At 42.1% G+C, this 23,686-nt stretch carries 18 protein-coding genes, 1 tRNA gene and 1 pseudogene; 12 read left to right on the forward strand and 8 right to left on the reverse strand.

The genetic code is table 11. The features are described from left to right. The first annotated feature begins 481 nt into the window (after positions 1-481). From F7734_RS44525 to F7734_RS44540, 4 genes are all read left to right on the forward strand, one after another. Positions 482-1,258, forward strand: a complete 777-nt coding sequence (locus F7734_RS44525) for an RNA polymerase sigma factor SigF (RefSeq protein WP_155750774.1) — start codon at positions 482-484, stop codon at positions 1,256-1,258. Positions 1,259-1,412: 154 nt separating this feature from the next. After that, a complete protein-coding gene (locus tag F7734_RS44530) occupies positions 1,413-2,339 on the forward strand; it encodes a hypothetical protein (RefSeq protein WP_155750775.1) in 927 nt (308 codons plus the stop codon). A 42-nt stretch (positions 2,340-2,381) separates the two neighbouring features. Beyond that, positions 2,382-2,633: a hypothetical protein gene (locus F7734_RS44535; RefSeq protein ID WP_155750776.1), complete on the forward strand. Its 252-nt coding sequence runs from the start codon at positions 2,382-2,384 to the stop codon at positions 2,631-2,633. A 199-nt stretch (positions 2,634-2,832) separates the two neighbouring features. Further along, on the forward strand, positions 2,833-3,681 hold the full coding sequence (locus F7734_RS44540) for an alpha/beta hydrolase (RefSeq protein WP_155750777.1): 849 nt from the start codon (positions 2,833-2,835) through the stop codon (positions 3,679-3,681). A 124-nt stretch (positions 3,682-3,805) separates the two neighbouring features. Here F7734_RS44540 and F7734_RS44545 read toward each other — a convergent pair whose 3' ends face one another. Next, complete coding sequence (locus F7734_RS44545) at positions 3,806-5,203, reverse strand: carotenoid oxygenase family protein (RefSeq protein ID WP_155750778.1); 1,398 nt, start codon at positions 5,201-5,203, stop codon at positions 3,806-3,808. Between the two features lie 35 nt (positions 5,204-5,238). Here F7734_RS44545 and F7734_RS44550 point away from each other — a divergent pair, with 35 nt between their 5' ends. Beyond that, positions 5,239-5,877: a histidine phosphatase family protein gene (locus F7734_RS44550; protein ID WP_155750779.1), complete on the forward strand. Its 639-nt coding sequence runs from the start codon at positions 5,239-5,241 to the stop codon at positions 5,875-5,877. Positions 5,878-6,124: 247 nt separating this feature from the next. On the opposite strand, the gene sir is transcribed toward F7734_RS44550, so the two are convergent. The 3 genes and pseudogenes from sir to F7734_RS44565 all read right to left on the reverse strand — a co-directional run bounded on the left by sir (position 6,125) and on the right by F7734_RS44565 (position 10,266). Then, on the reverse strand, positions 6,125-8,173 hold the full coding sequence (gene sir / locus F7734_RS44555; RefSeq protein ID WP_155750780.1) for a sulfite reductase, ferredoxin dependent: 2,049 nt from the start codon (positions 8,171-8,173) through the stop codon (positions 6,125-6,127). Positions 8,174-8,434: 261 nt separating this feature from the next. Then, a pseudogene (locus F7734_RS44560) lies at positions 8,435-8,976 on the reverse strand (outer membrane beta-barrel protein). Positions 8,977-9,402: 426 nt separating this feature from the next. Continuing rightward, complete coding sequence (locus F7734_RS44565; protein ID WP_155750781.1) at positions 9,403-10,266, reverse strand: DUF6671 family protein; 864 nt, start codon at positions 10,264-10,266, stop codon at positions 9,403-9,405. Between the two features lie 1,001 nt (positions 10,267-11,267). Between F7734_RS44565 and F7734_RS44570 the strand changes: the two genes are divergently transcribed. The 3 genes from F7734_RS44570 to F7734_RS44580 all read left to right on the forward strand — a co-directional run bounded on the left by F7734_RS44570 (position 11,268) and on the right by F7734_RS44580 (position 15,711). After that, a complete protein-coding gene (locus F7734_RS44570; protein ID WP_155750782.1) occupies positions 11,268-12,620 on the forward strand; it encodes a CmpA/NrtA family ABC transporter substrate-binding protein in 1,353 nt (450 codons plus the stop codon). A gap of 126 nt (positions 12,621-12,746) precedes the next feature. Next, positions 12,747-13,583 (forward strand): nitrate ABC transporter permease, encoded by an 837-nt coding sequence (ntrB, locus tag F7734_RS44575; protein ID WP_155750783.1) that lies wholly within the window; start codon positions 12,747-12,749, stop codon positions 13,581-13,583. Between the two features lie 121 nt (positions 13,584-13,704). Further along, a complete protein-coding gene (locus tag F7734_RS44580; protein ID WP_155750784.1) occupies positions 13,705-15,711 on the forward strand; it encodes a nitrate ABC transporter ATP-binding protein in 2,007 nt (668 codons plus the stop codon). A gap of 285 nt (positions 15,712-15,996) precedes the next feature. On the opposite strand, the gene F7734_RS44585 is transcribed toward F7734_RS44580, so the two are convergent. After that, positions 15,997-17,919: a cation:proton antiporter gene (locus F7734_RS44585; RefSeq protein ID WP_155750785.1), complete on the reverse strand. Its 1,923-nt coding sequence runs from the start codon at positions 17,917-17,919 to the stop codon at positions 15,997-15,999. Positions 17,920-18,322: 403 nt separating this feature from the next. On the opposite strand from F7734_RS44585, the gene F7734_RS44590 reads away from it, so the two are divergent. Further along, positions 18,323-18,395, forward strand: a tRNA-Glu gene (locus F7734_RS44590). A 70-nt stretch (positions 18,396-18,465) separates the two neighbouring features. On the opposite strand, the gene F7734_RS44595 is transcribed toward F7734_RS44590, so the two are convergent. The 3 genes from F7734_RS44595 to F7734_RS44605 all read right to left on the reverse strand — a co-directional run bounded on the left by F7734_RS44595 (position 18,466) and on the right by F7734_RS44605 (position 22,185). Further along, positions 18,466-19,047: an SRPBCC family protein gene (locus tag F7734_RS44595; RefSeq protein ID WP_166482527.1), complete on the reverse strand. Its 582-nt coding sequence runs from the start codon at positions 19,045-19,047 to the stop codon at positions 18,466-18,468. A 9-nt stretch (positions 19,048-19,056) separates the two neighbouring features. Beyond that, entirely contained in the window at positions 19,057-21,075 is a 2,019-nt protein-coding gene (locus F7734_RS44600; RefSeq protein WP_155750787.1) for a GAF domain-containing protein, read from the reverse strand. A 771-nt stretch (positions 21,076-21,846) separates the two neighbouring features. Beyond that, entirely contained in the window at positions 21,847-22,185 is a 339-nt protein-coding gene (locus F7734_RS44605) for a hypothetical protein (protein ID WP_017746024.1), read from the reverse strand. A gap of 70 nt (positions 22,186-22,255) precedes the next feature. On the opposite strand from F7734_RS44605, the gene F7734_RS44610 reads away from it, so the two are divergent. The 3 genes from F7734_RS44610 to F7734_RS44620 all read left to right on the forward strand — a co-directional run bounded on the left by F7734_RS44610 (position 22,256) and on the right by F7734_RS44620 (position 23,524). Next, on the forward strand, positions 22,256-22,513 hold the full coding sequence (locus F7734_RS44610; protein ID WP_166482528.1) for a hypothetical protein: 258 nt from the start codon (positions 22,256-22,258) through the stop codon (positions 22,511-22,513). 86 nt (positions 22,514-22,599) lie between these two features. Next, complete coding sequence (locus F7734_RS44615; RefSeq protein WP_347566391.1) at positions 22,600-23,118, forward strand: HNH endonuclease; 519 nt, start codon at positions 22,600-22,602, stop codon at positions 23,116-23,118. A gap of 16 nt (positions 23,119-23,134) precedes the next feature. Continuing rightward, the gene (locus F7734_RS44620) at positions 23,135-23,524 is read left to right on the forward strand and encodes an alr0857 family protein (RefSeq protein ID WP_155750789.1); all 390 of its coding nucleotides are present in this window, start codon (positions 23,135-23,137) and stop codon (positions 23,522-23,524) included. Positions 23,525-23,686 lie beyond the last annotated feature (162 nt).

Here is a 23,686-nt window from a genome sequence, read left to right on the forward strand (position 1 = left end):
ACCCCCTACCCCCTAACCTAACTGTGCTTTCCTGGAAAAACATTTTATTGTTAATTATAGTAAATCAGTAGAATTTCGGTTGGTATTTCTGTAGCAAATTTACTATTTTATTTCTATGTAGTTTTTCTAAAACTACTGGTCATACCAAAGTTAACTAAAAAACCAAGAATCCATCGTATTTAAGTTAAGCTGCATTGTTCGTTCGCGAAGCGCAAGCCGTACCCGGCTTATCGCCTTTGGTAAGCGCGCTGTTACAAAAGCCCTAACCTATTGAAGAACAATGTGCAAACAATTCCGTGTCTGGCGACAAGCTGCTACCTTTACCGGAAGCTGCCCCTTGTCGTCTGCTTGTTAGTGGCTATAAGAGTCTTGTACTAAAGAGACTCCAGGTGAGCTTACAAAGGCTGAATTTCCAGACTCAATTGCAGCTTAGTTTAACAACGAGTACCCAACTTTTTATTAAACACACTAATGCGGTGCTATGCCAACTACAGTCACCAACGAACTGAAGCATGAGATTTGGCAGTTATTGCGAGAATACCAACAGTCTGGAAGTGCTATTGTTCGCAACCAGCTAGTACAACTGAATTTTGGACTTGTGAGAAAAGAAGCTCATTACTGGATGAATCAATGTCATGAAAGTTATGAAGATTTGCTCCAAGTAGGTTGTTTGGGCTTAATTCGGGCTATTGAAAGATTTGAAATTTCAAAGGGACACGCTTTTAGTTCCTTTGCAATTCCTTATATTCGTGGTGAAATTCAACACTACCTTCGTGATAAAGGTGTGACTGTACGAATTCCCCGGCGATGGTTAGCACTGCAACAGCAAGCCATAGGAGTTTCGCGTTCTTGGCGAGAAAAATACAATCGCCAACCTACTGATTCTGAATTAGCAGTGGCATTAGAAATTTCTTTAGACGAATGGCAGGAAATCAAACTAGCTTGGGCTAATCGCGCTCCACTCAGCTTGGATGTACCAGTGCAGGATGGAGATGAAGGAGCTACTTGTTTGGGAGAATTAGTTCCAGATAATCGCTACCGCAGCTTTCAACTAGCACAAGAAGACCAAATTCGCTTGCAACAAGCTCTAGTACAGTTAGAGAACCGGACTCGTGAAGTATTGGAATTTGTGTTTTTACAAGATTTAACGCAGAAACAAGTGGCAGAACGTCTTGGTATCAGTGTAGTCACTGTTTCTCGAAGAGTGAAAAAAGGGCTAGATGTACTGAAAAACCTAATGACTGTGGCAGAAGATTAAAATCTCCACCTGTGGTTTTGGAAGAACACTACAGTATTTAAAGAAACTCTTGCATTGCGGAAAGTTAGGTTATAACGGTATCACACTTTGCCTTGAATATGAACCTCAAGCATGTTGATTTCCAGAAATAGCAAGTAACTTTTGAGAACGACTCATGGTCAGAAAATTCACAATCGCAATAGCAGCTATTCTAGCTCTGGCGATCGCCTCCTGTTCTTCGGAAGGCACACAGGAATCTACCAATCCCACACCACCTGAAGCGCCAGCTACAACCAATCCTGCCAATCAAGCAGCACCCATACCGTCTAAACCAGGAGAAAAGCCAGCTTTTTCCAATCCAGTTGTTGCGGCAAAGCCCCCTTCCCCAAATGTTTCAACATCCGCTAATTTAATTCAACCTACTAATGGTTTACAAAGGCAACGTCTTGTGGATACAGGACGTAACGATCCGTTTGAACAAATTACAGGCTCGTATCCTGTGATGGGATCTAGTCCAGGAGGAGTTGTAGGAAGAGTAAGAGCAGTTCCTATATTGCCTCCTTTACGTTCTGGTAGGGTACCTCGAAGTGGATTGACAGGAAACGCAAGATTGCGGACAAAGCCAAATTTAGCCAATCCAAATTTGGCAAAGAGAAATATTTTGAAAAATCCGCAAAAGAGGAAACCAAATACGACTGCGATCGCAAACGCCAAAATTCCAAAACCCAAACTGAAGCCGCCTACCGTGAGAGTACTGCCTAAAGTACTACCTCAAGTTGTACCCAATCCGGGCTTAACAGCTATGGCACCACCTCCACCACAACCAGAATTAGCCAGAGCAGTTGTTGTTACAGGTGTAGTTCTCATTGGCAGAGAACCTCAAGCAATTATTAAAGTCCCAACTGAGCCAACCAGCCGATACGTGGAAGCAGGACAGCGATTGGCAAACGGAGTGTTAATTAAACGGATTGAGATGAATGAAGGTTCCGAACCAATCGTGATTTTGGAACAATTTGGTATAGAAGTTGCCAAAATGGTAGGAGAAGGGGCTGATAAGGACAAGCAGGCACCCACAGCGTCTATTGGAAGTCCGATGTCCTAGCAGTCTCATCTCTAAACCTGTTCTAGCTAAAGCTAAGCGAAGATGGAGACAAAACAGAAAATTGAATTTGCTGGTTTACCTCTTGCCGTTTACCGAGAGATAGCAGCTCATTTGCGTCAAGTGGAAGGAGTAGAAGTCAGTTTAATTCCTCAAACATCACAAGAGTTTGATTACAATCAAAGCCAAGTTGGTGGATTGTCGATTGAATATACTTCAAGCTCTAATTTGCAAAGCCGACAAAGAGTGCAGCAAATTTTGACCTACTATCAAAGTCAAATCAAGGATGAAGGATGAAGGATGAAGGATAAAGTATGAAGGATGAAGTATGAAGTAAACCCCATGAATAAATTGAGGAGCAATAATCAAGGACGCTTCGCCTTGATTTTTCTCCATTAATATTTTTTGCCGAGAAGATAATATTATCCATCTCTTGATAAAAAATCAAAAAACTCCTCCTTTATCCTTCATCCTTTGTTCGCAATTCTTCTCAAATATGTTTAATAAACAATTGTTTAAAAAACTGGTTGTTGGCGATTTTACTTGGCAAAGACTTGTGCGATCGCTCCTGCTCATATATTTTTTTGTTGTCGGTTACGTTTTCTTTCGTGCCGACAGCATGATATTTCTTCCCCAACCATCTAGTTATCAGGATACAAAAGAAATTATCAAGCTGACGAGCACAAATCGAACAAAACTTTCAGCAATTTATTTATTTAATCCTTCTGCTAAATACACAATTCTTTACACTCATGGCAATGCAGAAGATTTAGGAGATATTCATCCTATCCTAGAAAGACTGCAAAGCCTTAATTTTAACATTTTCGCCTATGATTACCGAGGCTATGGCACAAGTGAGGGAAAGCCAACAGAACAATATGCTTATGAAGATATTGAAACAGCCTATAATTATTTAACTCAACACCTCAAAGTACCACCAAATCAGATTATTGTTTTTGGACGTTCTGTTGGAGGTGGTTCAGCAGTAGATTTGGCAGCACGAAAATCTGTTGCTGGTTTAATTGTAGAAAGCACTTTTATTTCAGCCTTTCGAGTTGTTGTGCCTTTTCCAATCTTGCCTTTTGATAAGTTTAATAATTTTGAAAAAATCAAAAGGGTCAATTGCCCAGTATTGGTTATGCATGGAAGAGCAGATGAAACAATTCCTTTTTCTCATGGAGAACAACTATTTGCGGCTGCACCTTCACCAAAACTTTTTCTATGGGTTAATGAGGCAACTCACAACGATTTTATGTGGGTAGCAGGAGAAAGATATGACAATATTTTTCAAGATTTTGTGAAATTAGTAGAACGGCATTCCCATATTCTACATGGAAACAAGTAATATCATGTTCAGCTAATAACTTGTAAATTAATTAGTTTGTAGTATGCCCGCCACTCATACAGGACAGGCAGTATGCCCGTCCCACATTCCTCAGATAATTTATTTCCTGGAAATCTCTAAGACTCTACAAAGAACCTCTCAACTGTTCCTCAGAAATCCATGCTCCATGAAACCCGTAAGGGACTCGTTGAGGAAGTAACACTTGTGCGACCGGTTCACCTGTTATATCTTGAGCATTTACCACTACCAGTTCTGAAACATCTTCACTGGTATCGTACACAAAGGTTACAAGCCAGCCATCATCTTCAGCAGTCGCCCCAGGACAAGGTACAAATACAGCTTCACCACCGTAGCGTCCTTGCCCATATTTATGGGTTTCAAACTGACCAGTGTTCAAATCATACTTGATGATACCCTCAAACAAAGGAAGAGAACTTTGGGCAGATTTAGCTGTATACCCGTATCGCGTTTTGTACCCTAACAAATTTTCATTGATACGAGGAAACTCTGACGCTACATCATCTAGCATTTCTTCGCTGACTTTACCAGTGCTTAGGTTAAACTGCCACTTGTGCAGGCGTGGAATATCTGCTTCTGGATCGGATTGTGAGTCATCTGAACCCAAAACTGTAGAAGAACTCATGCGACAAGCAACGAGCACAACTTCATCTCCATCCTCGTAAGCATTTAGGGTATGGAAAACATAGCAAGCAGGGCTTTCAAACCACTGTATATTACTGTTATCTCCAAACCGGGGAACGATACCAAAACGGCTTGGTTTATCTGGCTCAAACATTATCAAAGGTTTTCCCGTTTGCATCCTTTCCCGACTAAAGGTCATGGGCAAATCCATGAAAATTGTGTAGTTCTGGGTAATAGCAAAATCGTGCATCATAACTGGCTGCGGTATGTCAATAGGTACTGTCCGCAGTAACTCACCTTCTGCTGAAACCACACTATATTGCAGGTAAGGGAATGCAAACGAGTAGCCAAAAAACATCATTTCACCTGTTTTTGGATCGACTTTAGGATGTGCGGTAAACGCAGAAGCTAGTTTGCCGTTGTAAGTGTGTTCGCCAATAGTTTCTAAATCGGGAACCCGAATGGCATGAGGAGCACCGCCTTCCCATAGTGCCAGTAATTGACCGCCATGCCAGATGAGAGCTGTGTTGGCAGTATTTCTAGACACGCTCTCGGAATGATTCTTTGGCTGTAATTCTAACAACCCACTACAAATAGCTTTACCTGCTTCATGCTCTACTTGCCATTTCTTGGTTTGCACGTAGCGATTGCAGTAAGTTGCTTTGCCATTGCTAATCCTGACCCCATGCAGCATTCCATCACCATCAAACCAGTGATACTGTCCAATAGGTTCCCATTGGGGGTTAGGTCCATTGCGTACAAACATTCCTGACAAATGAGATGGTAGTTGTCCCTTGACTTGCAGGGTGCTCGAAGTGATTTCTTTTTCTACTGGAGCAAAGTTACCGCTCAGAAAAGGGTTAACTCTTGTTGTTACCATTAGACCTGTCCCAACTCGAAGTAAATGTGTTTACTATGAGCCTAACTCTTTATTTCCTCCGTCACGGGCAGACTGAGTGCAGCCGTAATAATATGTTTTGTGGTTCGATCAACCCAGAACTCACCACCGATGGCTTGTCTATGGCAAAGTCTTTTGCCGATGCATACAAATCTACTCCTTGGACGGCAATTTTTTGCAGCCCAATGGGACGCACTGTGGCGACTGCAAAACCTTTGTGTGATGCCATAGGGATGGAACCAGAACTGCGCGATGGATTGAAGGAAATTAATTATGGCAAGTGGGAAGGTAAATCACCAGAAACGGTGAGTTCGGAATTTCACGATGATTATATCCGTTGGTTAGCAGATCCGGCATGGTATGCCCCAACGGGTGGGGAAATGGCTGTTGCGATCGCATCTCGTTCTACACAGATCATTGAGGAAATTAAACAGCGTTACAGTGAGGGGAATGTTTTAATTGTTTCCCATAAGGCTACTATCAGAATTATGTTGTGCAGCCTTTTGGGAATTGACGTAGGGCGCTTTCGCTACCGTTTGGGATGTCCGGTTGGTTCAGTCAGTATTGTAGAATTTGGTTCCCACGGTCCTTTGTTGAAGGCGTTAGCAGATCGCACTCATTTGGATGAGCGGTTGCGCCATTTACCGGGGACTTAAGGGTTGGAGTAAAAATGCAATTACGTAGGTTGGGTTGAGGAACGAAACCCAACATCTACCGACATACTCATACCCAACAGTGTTTTTGCGTTGTTCTTGTTTCTTGTTCCCTGGTTAAACCAGGGAACGCAATTTTTCTCAGGAGGCGGAGCCTCCCGTAAGGCATTCCCAGGCTCCGCCTGGGAACGAGAAGATAGGATGAGCCTGGGAACGAGAAGATGGAGCTGGGAACGAGAGGGTTGAAGTTTTACTCTGCTGATTGTGGCAGATTTTTCAAGTACTCGGAGAGTGCTTCGTTTACTAAATGAGTCATGGGCTTGCCTTGACGCTGAGAAACTTCCTTTAATTGGACGTAAATCTCTTCGTGAAGGGTAATGCGACGTCGTGTTTTGCTAGCAGCAGTTGTTGTGTTAGCTATGGCTACAACTTGACGATCGCTCTCCTCGGTAATTGGTGCAGTGGTTGAATCTGCCATTGTTTCAATCAAACCATCGCTATCGTCTGTAATGTTGTCTGACTTCACAGCCGTTTCTGACTCATATAAAGCAGCAAACTCTCGGATGGCATCAAAGCCAACGCGATCGCAAAAATCCCCAAACTTTTCCTCAGCTTTACGCTGTTGTTTGAAGTATACCAAAATTGGCTCTAGTTGCGTTTCCAAGTCGTTGATGTGCATCCGTTCCATATAAGGAACCGCTAGCCTTGTTTGATTTGGTGAACCTCCCAACCAAACTTGGTAAGATTCTGGGGCACTACCCACAAAACCCAGTTCTGCCATGTAAGGACGAGCACAACCGTTAGGGCATCCTGTCATCCTTACCACAAAATGTTCATCTTGTAAATCCACTTTATCCAAAAGAGTGCGAATCCGATCCAAAATTTCTGGTATGATTCGTTCTGACTCTGTTACAGCCAATCCACAAGTAGGCAAAGCCGGACAAGCCATTGAATAACGGACAATCGGATCTATTTTACCGAGGTCAAAGACAACACTATAACGGTTGAGAATGTCTTGAATTGCTTGCTTGTTGTCTGGTTCAATATCGTACAATATAACGTTTTGGTGGGGTGTTAAGCGGATTGGCAAATTGTATTGCTCGACAATTTCCCGCAATGCCGTTTTCAGTTGAAAATTCCCGTCATCTTTAATTCGACCATTGTCGATAGAAATACCCAAGAATAGCTTCCCATCGCCCTGTTCGTTCCATCCCAAAAAGTCATAATACTGAAACTCTGGCAACGGTTTAAAAGCTTGTAAAGGTTTGCCAAAGTATTCCTCAACCATTGACCGGAATTTGTCAACACCCCAATCATGAATTAAGTACTTTAGCCTAGCATGGCGGCGGTCAGTGCGATCGCCATAATCTCTTTGAGTTGCAACAATTGCTTTAACGATATCGTAAGTATCTTCCTTATCTACGTAACAAATTGGATCTGCCAGTCTTGCAAAAGTTTCTTCTTTATTATGGGTTCGTCCCAAGCCACCACCTGCAAAGACGTTAAATCCTTCTAACTCTCCCGCGGAATTAGTTATCACTACCAAGGTGAGGTCTTGGCTATACAAATCTATTGAATTATCTCCTGGAACGGTGACACTAACCTTAAACTTGCGCGGCATGTAGTATGTGCCGTAGATAGGTTCTTCGCGATCGTGAAAGATTGTTCCCGTGCCATTTTTTTGTCGCGCTGTTTTCACCTCTGGGTTTTCTTCAGCACTGAGAGCCATTTCACCATCGAGCCAAATCTCATAGTAAGCGCCCGTTTGAGGTGATAACAATTGAGCAATGCGATCGGCATATTCCCAAGCATATTCATACTCTGGCTTATTCTTAAAAGGTGCTGGAGGTGCCATTACGTTGCGATTGAGGTCACCACAGGCTCCCAGAGTAGAACCCATGCTATTGATAATAGAGGCGATCGCAGCCTTAAGATTCTTCTTCAAAATGCCGTGTAACTGAAAACCTTGACGGGTTGTTGCTCGCAAGGTGTGATTTCCGTGTTCATCAGCCAGCTTATCTAAAGTCAAATAAAGCTGTGGTGGAACGAACCCACCAGGATTTTTTGTCCGCAGCATGAACTGGTAATCTTTTTCCTGCCCCTTGACTCGATTATCACGATTATCCTGTTGATAAGAGCCATGAAACTTCAAAATTTGTACTGCATCTTCACTAAAGTGAGTTGTATCCTGAAGTATCTCAGTTGCCACCGGTTCGCGCAAAAAGTTACTGCGTTCCTTAATGGCTTCTACTTTGGAAGGCTTGCGGCTTGTGGTCGGGGAAGGAGCAGATTTAACCATTGGAGTAATAGAAAATTACCTATATGCGTCACAATATGCCGAAGCGTGAACTAATATGCACCCTCACGGCTTTTATATCCACAAAATCCGAGCGAGATTTAGAGGATTAGTACGATTTTAACACGGCAAAAAGCCGAGTTTATGAGTGGTGCAACACATCAATAAACCCAGCAACATTACTTATACTATGTTTATGTTCCAATTTTTTAGGAATATTAGGAGCCTCTAACTTTTTCCCCCTAACCCCTAACCCCCATCCCCTTACTTAAAGCGATAGCCCAGACCACCATTGATACTAACGGCTGAAGCAGGGCTATTTCGTAAGCATTAACGCCTACAGTAGCATTGCTGTAAATAAGGAAGTTTTTACCAACTTCAGATTCTACCCCAGCCACCAAAGCCACTCCGTCGTCGTTACCACTTGGAGTAGGTTGACCGTTCGCTTCTACAAATTGGTATCCTACACCTACATAAGCATTAGTCCCTTTAGCAATTCCCAAGTCTGCGGAAACATGGGGAATAATAGCACTCGTCTCACTACTAAAGTTAACTTGACCGCGTGCAGAAAAAGGAGTATCACCTAACTTCAAACGACCTGTAAGATTACCTCCAAATGTGGCAGCATCACCATTTTGTCCGCCATTGGTAATACCAGCAGAAACACCGGCACCAACATAGCTAGCATCAGTTCCTTTTTGTTTCTGAGGTTGAGCAGAAGCTTGACCAGCCGAGAGTATAACAGGAGCAATTACTATGGCAGACAGTGCAGAAATTGTCACAAAAGACTTAATTAACCGTTTCATAAAACCTCCCAATTTTTTCTAGGTATTGCTTTTACATTTAAGGTCGAAAAAGAAACAGAAAGGTTCCAGATATTTTCTAAAATCCTTGAATCAACTCATGGTAATGCTATAGATTAATAGCCTAATTTTTTTAAAATTAATTTGATAAATAAAGCATTCTAATTACAAAAAAAATTTTTAGTGTCCGGAATGAAAAATCAACAGTAGACAGTTATTTTAGTGTCACATAAATTTAGGGATTAAGGGTTATACTACATAAGTTGTGATAGCTAAGTGGACAGATTTCAACTCTCGTTCCCAGGTTCTACCTGGGAATGCATTAGTAGAGGCTCTGCCTCGCACTCTAGGTAGAGCACAGGAGGCGGAGCCTCCCGTATAGCATTCCCAGGCTGAGCCTGGGAACGAGGTGGTACAAATGCTGGACTACTAGGGATTGCAGTAATTACATAGAGAGGGGTCTGCCTCTTGTATTCCATCTGGAAACATCACTTCTCTAAAAAATCCACATTTTTGACATTTATAAGTAACGGCAAGAGTGAGTTCCGTGGGAGAATGGCAATACGCACAAGGTAACCCTTGTTTCCTCTGAAATACATCAAACCCAGGAAAGTCACAATTAGGGCAAGCATTCTGGATTTTTTTCATCAAGTCATGTGTTGCTCTGGCAATATTTTTCATCCTGGTAGGGTTATAAAGAGCACGCATATCTGTTTCTATTGAGATTTCGCCACTCTCAGAACGCTTTAAAGCAAATGTAACTGCTTCCACAAGTTGTTCTGTTGTATTGATACCTTTGATAATTTCTTCTTGATTTTTGGGTGAAGGATGAACCATGACGACAAGAGCGTGTTCGGGAAAGCCAGCTTTTTCAGCAAACTCTTGCGCTTCTTGGATATTTTTGATAACGCGGTGACTGAAGTTAGTTTCAATCGAGACTGCTTGACCAATAATTTCTATTTCATTTGTTTTATCCAATAAAATCACAATCTCTCGATTACATGGTATGAACGGGTTAGTTGGATGGGGACTAAATGTACCTTCACTCGCTAAAGCTAATGTTTCATTTGTGACAGACAGTGCTGTTTCTGCTTTCAGTCTTGCTGCTTCGACTTGGTTCCCAACCCTTTTGACATCCCTTGTAAATGTACCAAAGCGATCCGTATCGAAATCTTGTGGAACTATGACTTTGATGCCTAATTCTTGTTCGAGAATTGGAGCGATAACCGTTTCTTTATGATGCTTGGTCGCTAATATTGCTACTCGATTGCCAAATATTGGATGTTTGTTCATACCTGTGGAAACTTAAACACTGGCCTAGAGATGATTTATAAAGTCAACATTAAGACACTGTAGGTTGGGTTGAGGAACGAAACCCAACATTTGTTGAGGAACGAAACCCAACATTTGTTGAGGAACGAAACCCAACATTTAATGAAATTGTTGGATGTGACTTCGTTCTACGCAACCTACACAATACATTTAGCGATTTACGATTTACTTTATAAATGATCTCTTAAATACTCTTTTAGTTACAAAAAATATAGTAATTATAAATCATTTGCAGGAAACCAGATCTCCGACTTCTTGAAGGATACAGCTGGTCAATGGGGGGTGATCCCCTCATTCAGTGCTCACTATATCCGGTGCCTCAGGCTGGGAATGCAGGCTCCGCAGGTCTAATACGGGAGGCGGAGCCTCTACTAAGGCATTCCCAGGCTCTGCCTGGGAACGAGGTGAGGGGTCAGACCTCTCATTTGCAAACAGTATCCTTAAAGAAGTCAGGGATCTGAGCTTTCTGAATTTTATTTATAGACTTAAATCAATCGTTTTTATAAGTAAATCGATCGACATTTATTGTACAATAGAAGACCATCTAATCTTAATAAAACTCAATATATTCCATTGTAAAAATGTTATAGATGCTGAAATAGATAGTTCTTACATCGTTCTGAAGACAGACGCACATCAATTTAAACCTATAGTTATCATTAATTTATATTAATATATAGACTGGCTCAGACCTAAGGGAACATTTAAGTAAGGTTTTTCTTATGGTAAAGATATAAGATTTTTTTAATAATGCTGATTGAAAAGTAACAAATTCTTTGGAAAAGGTGATAAGTTTATCTACAACAGATAATTCAAACCAGACACAAACACATAATTAATGTTTTTGACTCTGACTTAATTTTCAAATCACGAATAAATAGTTTTTCTGAGCAAGGGACATCTTTGTTCCGTTGCTACATGGCTGCAATTAAAACTAATTGAAATTAGCACAGGAAAAATTTATGCCTGAATTTTCTCGACGCAAATTTTTGCTAACTGCTGGAGTTTCTGCTGCTAGTTCTATATTCTTAAAAGGATGTTTGGGAAATCCACCAGAGCCAGGTGGTACGACAACTCAAGCACAACAAGTCGTTGCGACCAATGTCAGTGCAGCAGATGCGCCAGAAACTACCACAGTTAAACTTGGATATATTCCAATTGTTGAAGCAGCACCTCTTATTGTTGCAAAGGAGAAAGGTTTCTTCGCTAAATACGGAATGACCAATGTCGATTTATCCAAACAAGCGAATTGGGGTTCGGCAAGAGATAACGTAGAAATTGGAGCGGCTGGAGGCGGAATTGATGGTGGTCAATGGCAGATGCCCATGCCATACCTGATTTCTGAAGGACGCATTACTAAGGGCAATAGAAAAATTCCCATGTATGTCCTAGCTCAACTAAATACTCAAGGCAATGGCATTGCGATCGCTAACAAGCATTTGGGCAAAGGTATTGGCGTAAAAGTTGCTGGTAAGGAAGCGTTTTTTGCTCAATTGAAATCAGCAAACGCCATCTTCAAAGCCGCTCAAACCTTTCCAGGCGTCAATCAAGATTTCTGGATTCGCTACTGGTTAGCAGCATCGGGCGTCGATCCAGACAAAGATATTCAACTTTTAACAGTACCTGCGGCGCAAACAGTTGCCAACATGAAAACGGGAACTATGGATGCCTTCAGTACTGGTGACCCCTGGCCTTACCGAATTATCAAGGATAAGATTGGCTTCATGGCAGCGCTAACGGCTGAAATTTGGAAAAACCATCCAGAAGAATATTTGGCAATGAGGGGAGATTGGGTTGACAAACATCCAAAAGCAACCAAAGCCATTCTTAAAGGACTAATGGAAGCACAGCAATGGTGCGATAACTTTGACAACAGAAAAGAATTAGCTCAAATCCTTGCAGGACGAAACTACTTTAACGTCCCTGTAGCAGTTCTGAACGATCCATTCATGGGTAAATACGACATGGGTGATGGTCGCAGAATTGATGATAGAAAAATGGCTGCGTTGTATTGGAAAGATGAAAAGGGTAGCGTTTCCTATCCGTATAAGAGCCATGACCTCTGGTTTTTAACAGAAAGCGTCCGTTGGGGCTTTCTACCGGAGTCTACCTTAGCAAATGCCAAAACACTGATAGATAAAGTCAACCGCGAGGACTTGTGGCGAGAAGCTGCTAAAGAATTAGGTGTAGCGGCGGCTGACATACCCACCACTACATCCCGTGGAGTTGAAGAGTTTTTTGATGGCATCAAGTTTGACCCCGAAAATCCTAAGGCTTACTTGCAAAGCTTAAAAATTAAAAAAGTTAGTGGTTAGTGGTTAGTAGTTAGTGGTTAGTGGCTCAACAACTAACAACTAACTACTAACAACCAACAACTAACTACTATCAACCAACAACTAACTACTATCAACTATCAACCAACAAGTTAGAGGAGAAAACCAATGGTAACGCTACAAAGACGTCAGAACACTACTGTTCAAAATCCCTGGTTGTCCCGTCTGCAAAAGCAATTTCCCGATCTTATACCGCCATTAAGCGCGCTCTTAATATTTCTTGTTGTATGGCAATTGTTTACTTGGATTCCTGGAGCAACACTACCAGGGCCTATTCAAGTCGTGCAAGATACGTGGATACTGATTATGTATCCTTTTTATGACCGGGGTGGCATAGATAAAGGTTTATTTTGGCAAGTCCTTGCTAGTTTACAAAGGGTAGCGATTGGTTACTCGCTAGCAGCAGTTATCGGTATTAGCTTAGGCATTGCGATCGGAATGAGTAAATCGTTATCGAAAGCTTTAGATCCAATGATTCAGCTATTCCGTACCGTACCACCTCTCGCTTGGGTGCCAATTTCTCTAGCTGCTTTAAGACAAAACGAACCTGCTGCTCTTTTCGTAATCTTCATCACAGCGATTTGGCCTATCTTAATCAATACAGCAGTTGGGGTTAAGCAAATTCCTCAAGATTACAACAACGTCGCTAAAGTTCTGCAACTGTCTCGCAAGGAATATTTCATTAATATCCTTATACCTGCTGCTCTGCCTTACATTTTTACTGGTTTAAGAATTGCAATTGGTTTGGCGTGGTTAGCAATTATTGCAGCAGAAATTATCATGTCCGGTATTGTGGGAATTGGCTTCTTCATCTGGGATGCTTATCAAAATAACAATGTCAGTGAAATTATTTTAGCTCTCGTTTATATCGGTGTTGTTGGCTTAATCCTTGACAAGTTTATGCTGTGGATACAGTCAAGAATTTTGCCAGAAGAACAAAAGTAGTTTGGCTAATGGCTAATAGCTAATGGCTAATGGTAAGAACACAATTAGCAATTAGCAATTAGTCATTAGCAATTAGCAATTAGCAATTAGCAATTAGCAATTAGCAAAGGACAGATAGAAAATGAGCGTTTTTGTTGCTGTAGACCAAATTGATAAAGTTTTCTCCTTATCCGGTGGCGGTCAGTATATTGCTCTCAAAGGAATCGATCTTCAAATCAAAAAAGGAGAGTTTATTTCTCTGATTGGTCACTCCGGTTGTGGTAAGTCTACCCTACTCAATATGATTGCTGGTTTGGATTTACCAACTGAGGGTTTGGTAACACTGGAAGGACAAAGAATCACAAGACCCGGTCCAGACAGGATGGTGGTGTTTCAAAATTATTCACTCTTACCTTGGCGTTCAGTACGGGAAAATATTGCTCTTGCCGTTGATTCAGTTCTGAAGGATGTACCTGCAGGTGAACGCAAATCAATTGTAGAAAAGCACATTGATTTAGTCGGTTTGCGTCCTCATGCTGATAAAGCCCCAGCAATGTTATCAGGTGGGCAAAAACAACGCGTTGCGATCGCACGCGCTCTAGCAATTCGTCCTAAATTGCTCCTGTTAGATGAACCTTTTGGAGCATTAGACGCACTGACAAGAGGCAATTTGCAAGAACAGTTGATGCAAATTTGTCAAGAAAACGAAGTCACTGCGGTTATGGTGACTCACGATGTGGATGAAGCGGTGCTGTTGTCCGATAGAATTGTGATGTTGACCAACGGACCGGAATCAAAAATAGGACAAATTTTAGAAGTAGATATTCCCCGACCCCGGAAGCGGATGGAAGTGGTAGAACATCCAAGCTACTACAGCTTGCGGAGTGAGATGATTTACTTCCTCAATCAACAGAAACGGATCAAGAAACTCAGAGCGAGAAAAGTCACAACAATTGCCCGTCACGGTTTAGAAAAAGTTAACTTAGAAATTGGTTTCCTTCCTCTGACTGCTTGCGCCCCTCTTGCTGTTGCTAAAGAAAAGGGCTTCTTTACAAAGTACGGTTTAGATGAAGTTAACTTAGTGCGCGAAACCAGCTGGCGCGGAATTACCGATGGGATCGTTGGTGGCTATTTAGACGCGGCACAAATGCCCTCAGGTATGCCCGTATGGTTAACTGTAGGCGGTCATGGAGATGCTCCCACACCTATTGTGAGCGCACTGACATTAACTCGTAATGGTAATGCGATTACCTTAGACAAGCGTTTTTATGACAAAGGGGTTTATACCCTAGCAGATTTTAAACAATTATTACAAGAGTCTGCAGGGCAAAGCCATACTTTGGGGATGGTACACCCTTCCTCAATGCACAATATACTTTTGCGTTACTGGCTAGCAACAGCAGGCATTGACCCCGATGTAGATGTTTCTCTCAAAACCATTCCTCCAGCACAAATGGTTGCTGACTTACAAGCAGGAAGTATAGACGGTTATTGCGTGGGAGAACCTTGGAATCTTCGAGCCGCGATAGAAGGTATTGGCTTTACCGTCGCCACGGATTTAGAAATTTGGCAAGGACATCCCGGTAAAGTTTTGGGAGTTCGCGAAGATTGGGCAAATGCATATCCAAATACCCATATCGCTCTAGTTAAAGCCTTGTTGGAAGCTTGTCGGTACTGTGCTGATGAGAAGAACTTTCCAGAAATTCGTCAGATTTTGGCTAGTCGTGAGTACATTAGCACTAACGAAGAATATATCCAGCTTGGCGATCCAAACTCTATGGTTTGCAACCTCGAACAACCAATGAGAGAGTACGCCCATCACTTATTCTTTGGCGATGGAGTCAATCGTCCCAGCCGTACCGAACATTTATGGATGATGACTCAAATGGCGCGTTGGGGTGATATTCCCTTCCCCCGCAACTGGATGGAAATTTTGGAAAGAGTTTGTCGAGTCAGCGTGTTTAGTACGGCAGCGAGGGAACTAGGTTTGCTTGACATTAAGTACCATCGTGGTCCTATTCAATTGTTCGATGGCACTGTATTTAATGCCGATGACCCTATTGCTTATCTCAACAGTCTCAAAATAAAACGCAATGTTTCTGTAGCAGAAGTTGCTATCAACTCGCGTTCCTCCATTGCAGCAGCCTAAGAATTTTAGATTTTAGATTTTGGATTTTGGATTACACGATTGTAGCTTTTGGATTCGGAGTACTGATTTGAGTTTAAATAGATAATTTCAATCAGTAAACCAATCATCTCAAATCAAAAAATCATCAAATAGTTTACATATCTCAACTTTAAACAGAGCTAATGTTTCTAGTTTTTCATCCAAAATCCAAAATCCAAAATCCAAAATCCAAAATCAAAAATCCAAAATCCAAAATCCAAAATCCAAAATCCAAAATCCAAAATCCAAAATCCAAAATCCAAAATCTCAAGAGGTAGGAGCATCACTGGTTGAAAGTTGAGCTAACTTTGTTAACGGTATTTCTTCAACCTCTGATAACTTTTCTAATGAGAGGCGAGTTGATTGGTTACTACCGGACAAGCGTTTTAAAAGGCTTGGTCTGGGGTCGTGTAATAGGTAGATAATGCGATCGCCCACAGACCATTCTTCTGAAGCTGGCATAACCTGAATGCGATCTTCTCGTTCTACTAAAAGCGGTACTAACTCGCCTCCTCCAATTAATCCTTGTAAATGTTCTTGCTGACGTTCAAAATCGGTAGCACTCAGTGTTGTTGTGCCTAACTTTACCCGTCCGTCATTCAAGTAATCATTCCAGGTTTTGATGGATAAGTCTGAAAGGAAAGCTTGATTTACCTTATTCTCTTTGACTGTTGTAGTTGCCTGCGGATCGCGAGGAAAAACTGCCAATACCCTTGGTGGATCGAACTCTTCGGCGGCACGTTGCGCCAAAACAAAATTAACTTCGCCATTACTAGTCATTGCTAAAAAAGTTCCTACTGAAGCCAGCCCTGCCTCTTCTAAAACCCCAGTATCTAGAGCGCTACTAGCAATTACCCTCAAATTTTCTGCTTCTGCTTGGAGACAACGTTGTGGGTCAGTATCAATCATTACCACTTTTTCGCCCCGTTCTTGAAACAACCGAGCAATTAATAAACTCAAAGGATTGCAGCCAACAATCACTGCCCCAGTTGCCTGTTTTGAGGTAATTTGCAAACACCTGGCAACCCAGCCAGCTGTTAGTCCTTGACAAACCACTGTCATGATGATGGTGAGGAACACCAATGCTTTAATAGCCTCTCCACCGTTAACACCTCGTTGTGTCAGCAGAATTGCAAACAAGGATGCAACAGAAGCCGAAACAATTCCCCTTGGGGCAACCCAACTGAGAAATAGCTTCTGTCGCCAGTTGAGTCCACTGTTCCAGGTACACAGGAGGATGTTAATCGGGCGGACAACAAACATCAGTACCAAAACCGTGTATACACCACCCCAACCTAAAGCAAACAAACTCGCAATAGATAGGTCGGCTGCAAGCAAAATAAATAAAACCGAAACACTAAGAATCGTCAGTTGACCTTTAAAGCGTCGCAACAATCTTTCTTCTGGGACTGAAGAACCTCCAAATACCACTCCTGCGACAACAGTTGCCATCAATCCCGATTCAGTGATCGCCATTTGAGACAAAGCAAATAAACCCCACAAACCTGCTAAAACTACCAGGTTTTTGACCTCAAATGAGAGAAAATTGGCTCGTTTGCAAATAAACGACATGAGCCAACCACCTGTTGAACCAATAGCGCCACCAATACTCAAGCGCATCATTAAGTTGCTAGCAGCCGACACAAAGTCAGTATGGTCGTTGAGAATTGTGTTGAGCACTACAACAGCAAGAATTGCTCCCACTGGATCGACCAACACGCCTTCCCCTTCCAACAGAGTTGCAACCTGCCTGTCAACGTTGACTTGTTTGAGCAGGGGACTAATAACAGTCGGCCCTGTGACTACTACTAGAGACGCGAAGAGAAAAGCAATAGGCCAAGGAAATTCACCCAACCAGTGAGCTGCCATACTGCCACCAAGCAGTGTGATCAGGGTTCCGAGGGTGACAAGCAATTGCAAGCTAGACGAAACTTTGCCCAATTCTTGCAGATCCAGATTAAGCCCGCCTTCAAACAAAATAATTGCTGTTGCTAAGGCGACTATAACTTCTAACCCAGTGCCAAGCATATGGGGATGCAATAGCCCAATACCATTAGAGCCAAGCAGGATGCCAAACAGCAACAAAAAGACGATGCTGGGTACCTTAAGGTATGCAGCCAGCACTTGAGCGCTAATGCCTGCAAAGACGGCAATTACCATCTGCAGGGTCATTTCAAATGATGCTTCCATGTTGTAGATTTTGACCGATATATTTCAAAATCTCTTATCAAGAACAGTATAGTTAAGTTGGCTGAGTGCAGTGTTACACCAGCTGTGTTCTCTTGGTAAACCAGATATTTTTTTTATACTTAGTCTGATATGGTACTGCATTTTTTGAGTTTTGTTGCAATGGATTGGGAATTGGGGGATTTTGGATTTTGGATTTTGGATTTTGGATTTTGGATTTTGGATTGAGGATTTTGGATTGAGGATTTTGGATTGAGGATTTTGGATTGAGGATTTTGGATTGAGGATTGGGGATGCGTGGATTTTGGATTGGACATGGGGAAATTTTTTCAAAAAATCTGTTGACATCTAAAGGAAAAGCCATTAAAGTAAGAAAAGTGTAAAGCCAAACGGTGAACGCTATAGCGCCCCCATCGTCTAGAGGCCTAGGACACCTCCCTTTCACGGAGGTAACGGGGATTCGAATTCCCCTGGGGGTATTTAATAAAGTTAAAAATTAAAATTCAAAAGGCAAGTGTCAATTTATGGATTGACGTTTGCCTTTTGACTTCACGTAGTTTCTACACGGTGACATATAGCAGCCAAATTCAAGCGCATATCATTGCTCAAACGGCGCTCAATCAAACTTATCGGCATGGTAAGTTTGGGCCAAACCCTAACGGTATAGCACAGACGAGTTCCGCTACTTTCGCCTCGGAAACAAGGCTCCAGTTGCCAGCTACCGGAAAAGTCTCTAAAATCTCCTTCTACCATGCGGAAATTAATTTCTTTGGGGAAGTATTCTTCAAGATCGAGTACGACACGCGCACAAAAGTTGATGTTGAGAAATCGTTGAGCGCCAACTTGCTCTAGACGAATACCTCCTTTTGGGTGCTCTAGCAAACGACTTTTGGTGAGGTTGGGAACAAAGTCAGGTAACGCTTCGTAGTCTGTCAGAACTTTCCACACCTTTTCCACTGGATGGGGAATTTGGAGTTGAGCTGTGATTTGTCTCTGTCGTTCTGCGATGTTCTCAATTTGAACGTCTACAGATTGTAAAGCAGCTGCATCAATCTCCAAATTCAATTGTTGACTTGTGTCGCAAGCAGCAACTAAATCAAGTTCTTCTGGGATGTTATGTTCTTCAATCACTTTTAGCAATTATGATTCGCTATCGTTAGAAAATTGGGGCAAAGTCAAAGTAAAGCAAATTTCACTCAAGCTAGACTCCTCCAGTGGCTTGCTTTCAACGGCAATCTCGCCACCTAAGTGCTGTACCAAAGATTTGACCAACGCAAGACCCAAGCCAGTACCGGGAGTCCATCTTCCCTTACCCCGACGGAACTTATCGAAGATGTAGGCGGCTTCTTCTTCAGAAATGCCACGTCCAACGTTAGTTACCTTAATAATAACGCGATCGAGCTGTTGATTAACTTCGTGGCTCGCTTGCAGATTGACAACCGTTTCGTGTTCTGAGTATTTATACGTATTTGCTAATAACTCTTGGAAAATCCTGTCAAAACTCTCTACTTCTGTCTGTATCGAGAGCGGCTCTTCTGGCAAGTTTAGGGATATATTAATCCCTTTGTCTGCTAGTTTCTTCTCGAAGGATGCAGCTATATCCTGAATTTTTGTATTCAAATCAATGGTTTCTAGTTGCGGGCGTTCTGGATCGTTCTCCAGTCTTTGGAGTGTCAGCAAGTCATTAATTAAGTTAATTTCCTTATTACACTCTTCTTCTAGAATATCTAGATATCTCACCTGACGATCTGCACCAATTCCTGGTTGGCGCAGCATACGCAGTGCCATACGCATATTCGTCAATGGGTAGCGCAGGCGATCGCTCAAATTGCTTAAAAATTCATCTTTGAGTTCGTTCAGTTCTCGCAGTTGCTCAACGTATTGCCGAGTTCTTTCATGCAGTTTTGCTTGTAGCTCTAAGCTGCTTTGTAGTTTTGCTGTGCGCTCATCTACCAATGTTTGGACTTGCCGCAAAGTCTGGTTTTGGATGATGGCATTGCTTAATTGAGCGCAAACCATCTCTAAGATGTTGAGTTCTGATGACTGCCAGCTTCGAGCAGTTGCTTGTTGCAATACCATAAATCCCAAAATTTTGCCGTGAATTTCTAATGGCATTAACAGCATTGCGGGCAGTGCTTCTACGGCAAATATTGGAGCAACTGTTGAATTGTCTCTTATATCTGTACTATCATTAACGATTACAGGTTTTCCAGAACTTACAAAAGCACGCTGGCACAAACCACAGTCGGAAAGATAAAAAGAATTTTCAGAGGTATCTGATTTATTTGTCAGCGAACGTTCTTTTTCCCGACACCACTCACCCACGACGTTTGCTTTTGCCTTGGGAATTTGTTTTTTTGGATTATTTCTAAGAGACAGTGGATCTGTGTATTTCAGCAGGATTAGCAGACCCCTATCTGCCCCTAATGTTTCGGCGGTAGATGCAAGTGCTAACTGGAGCATTTGATTTAATTCCCAGTTGCTACGACTGAGTATCGTTAATTGCTTAATTAAGGTTTGGTGCTGAGCACAAGTTTGTAAGTATTTTTGTTGACTGGCTATCTGCTGTACCTTTACCACGTGAGCAAATGCGATCGCACAAGCAGATTCGACAGATTTTAGCAATCGTTTTTCTGATTCAGTCCAGCTATAGGACTGTGATTTTATCAAGCTAATCACACCATTATTCTTGCCACCAAATCGGGTAGGGATTGATAAAACTGCTTTTGCAAGCGGTAAGTATTGGCATCCAAGGACAAGACTTTTTTGAATTGTCGAAATGTCTTCTATCGTTATTGGTTCAGAAGCACATTCCATCACTGGTAAGTCCAACTGTTCCATCGCTGCAAATACTTCTCCAGAGGGAAGTGAGCCTGAGTACTCTTTGGCGTACCAATTTGCACTCATTATTTCATTCGATACCTCAGTTGGTACTGTTACCAGACAACAGCAATCTACATCAAAGGCAACTCCCAGAACTTTGGCAATTTCTTGCAGCATTATTGTCGGAGTTAGATTACTGGCAATGATTTGGTTAAGTTCTTGTGCCAACTCGTGGGCAGGTTCTTCCTGATGCTGCATCAGCTTGACCGAATGTTGTTGTTGCTTTTCTATATCATCATTTGGGCGCTTTAGCGGCGATGATAATGGTTTGTTCATTCCTAGCACACTCTTGGACATTGACCCCATTTTCTTTTTACAAAATCTACTAGCACATCAAAACTCGATCGCTCTGCTGTTGCACCCCAATGAACCTCAAATCTTTCTCTCACCTGTTATAGCCCCTTTCTATTTCAGATGACCAAGTTTCCGGGATGTTAAACAAATTTCTAAAAAAGTCAAAAATATGAAAAATATATTAAGATGCTTCAGCAGAATAATTGTTGGCTTTGGTGTACCTCGTTAATTGACTAACTTGGACTTAGGATATCTCGCTTGTAACTATATATAAACCGTAATTTCTCTAGATTTGGAGCAAATGCTTCTTAAAGTATTTCCGCGCTAACACTGAGGTTAAAAATCTTAAAAACGTAACATTTTATTCATATTCTCCAGACTCCTGACAGTAGCTCGCTTCCAGAATTTTCCAAAGAAAACATTTCTCTGTCTGGTTTTGTCAAACCGAACGTTACTGTTTTACACGGGTAAAAAATATTTTTTCAAGTCTTTTTATTTCACGACTTATACTTCATAGCTTCTTTATTTTTAGAAAGAGAAAAATGTTAGAAAATGTTAATTTTTATTAAAATCAGCCTGTGACAACAACAACTACATAAAAACTTGACTCTTTTCCCAACAACAATTTTTCTTAAATATTTAATTTAATTATAGTCTAAAAAAATATAATTAAAATATTTAATATATTTAAAGAGCAAAATGCAGCCCAGTTGCCGATGGGGAGTGCAACCGAGCTGCATTTAACGCAACAAATTAATCGGCTACCAAACTTTCGACACTGAGAGGAACCATTTCGCCATTTCTTGTTAGTCCTAATAACATTGGTTGTTTTGGTTGTATCAATTGACCCGTAAGCACGCAGCGTTCTTCTTGTTGTGCTGTGGCGGAGATGCTGGCTCGAATATCAGAGCGCGAAAACCTCGGCTTCCACTCACCCGACTTCTGCTGGACGTAATTCCAAAGGATATCTCGGATCAAAGCTTGATATCCCTGATTGCCAGCTAAGTCTTTTAGCTTATCCTTCAGTTCCCGTTCCAAACGGATGCTGGTAACTTCCATATCGGTAGTTGGGGTGCGAGCAATTGTATGCATGATTTTTTCTCCTTAAAGTATGGACAGGATAGTAATACAAGTGTAGTATGTTTAAAGGAATGTTCAATAGGTGAAATTTTCTGTGATATCCATTTACCCCATCTCCATCTCTACTTCCTTGCATGCTGCCAACTGCCGATTTAGTTGGGAATCAGCCGCCGTGGGAGTGGAGTATTTATTTATGGGGAATAATGGTAACCGAAATAAATTGCAACACGTAGAGGGCGATTGTGATTCAAGATATGCCAGCATTGGTGTACTGTATGCAGCACCAAAACTAGACAAAGAAAGCGGGAGGTACAGATACCAAGAAACTGTACCGATATAAGACCAGAACGACAAGAAAATGGTCAAATTTCCAACCCCCGCTTCCACAAGATAAGAAGCGGGGGTTTCTTCATGAGGAGTCAAGCCGTGACGAGCGCAATACAAGTTCTAGAGCAATCCGTGGTGGTGTTTTCCCAAAATTACTTACCACTGTGTCGGGTAAATATCAAGCGGGCGATTGTGCTGCTAGTAACAGATAAGGCGGAGCCACTATCACTTTCCAAAGAAAAGGGATGGCACGTACATTCTCCAAGCTTGGTACTTTACGTACCAAAACATATTCGCTTAAAAAGTGCCAGTATTGAGCGGATGTGGAAGGTTCCTCCGGTAAATCGTCGAGAGGTTTTGCGACGAGATCGTCACAGTTGTCAGTATTGCGGTAGCAATAAACATCTCACGCTAGATCACGTACTTCCCCGTTCTAGAGGCGGTCAACATACTTGGGATAACGTAGTTGTTGCTTGTGAACGGTGTAACTCTCGAAAAGGAGACCGCACCCCCCAAGAAGTTGGTATGCAACTTCGTACTAAACCCAAAGCGCCTATTCATCCAACTATTTCTTTCGCAGAACAGTTTTGGATAGATATGCAAGCAAACCTGGAGTAACAGGAGAGCATAAGGAATGCTGAAATTAACATACACCGAATCGAGCTTTTACATGGAGTATCTGGCTCAATCGCTAGAAGAATGGGTGGCACAGCGAGTTATTCTCGCACTGCGAGTTGGTCAATGTTTGTGCGTTGAACCCAGCACTGCTTCCTTCTTGCTTCCTGTTGATTTACCAGGAGTTGAGGTACTCAAGGCGTCTGTTGTCCGCGAAGATAGCGAGATTATTGCTCTATGTTCTTGTGATAGCGACTATATAGAAGTCAGTCTGCGAGGGTCTTGGCTTTCTGATGGTTCTCAGGACGCTGATGGCGTTTTTGTGACTGCAATGAGCGATCGCTCTGAATTTTTCCTTCACAAATTATGGCAACAAGCTCAACAGAGGGCTTCTGTGATGAGTGAATAACGTAGGTAGGGAAGACAGCCCACCACTATGTACGTCGAGCGGCTGATACTACACCTTGTTACAAAGTAGCCCTCACCTCGTTCCCAGCCTCAGGCTGGGAATGCCTTCGGTGAGGCTCCGCCTCCCGTAACGATTTACCACGCGAAGCAGAACCTCGCAACC

The sequence above is a fragment of the Scytonema sp. UIC 10036 genome (assembly GCF_009725235.1).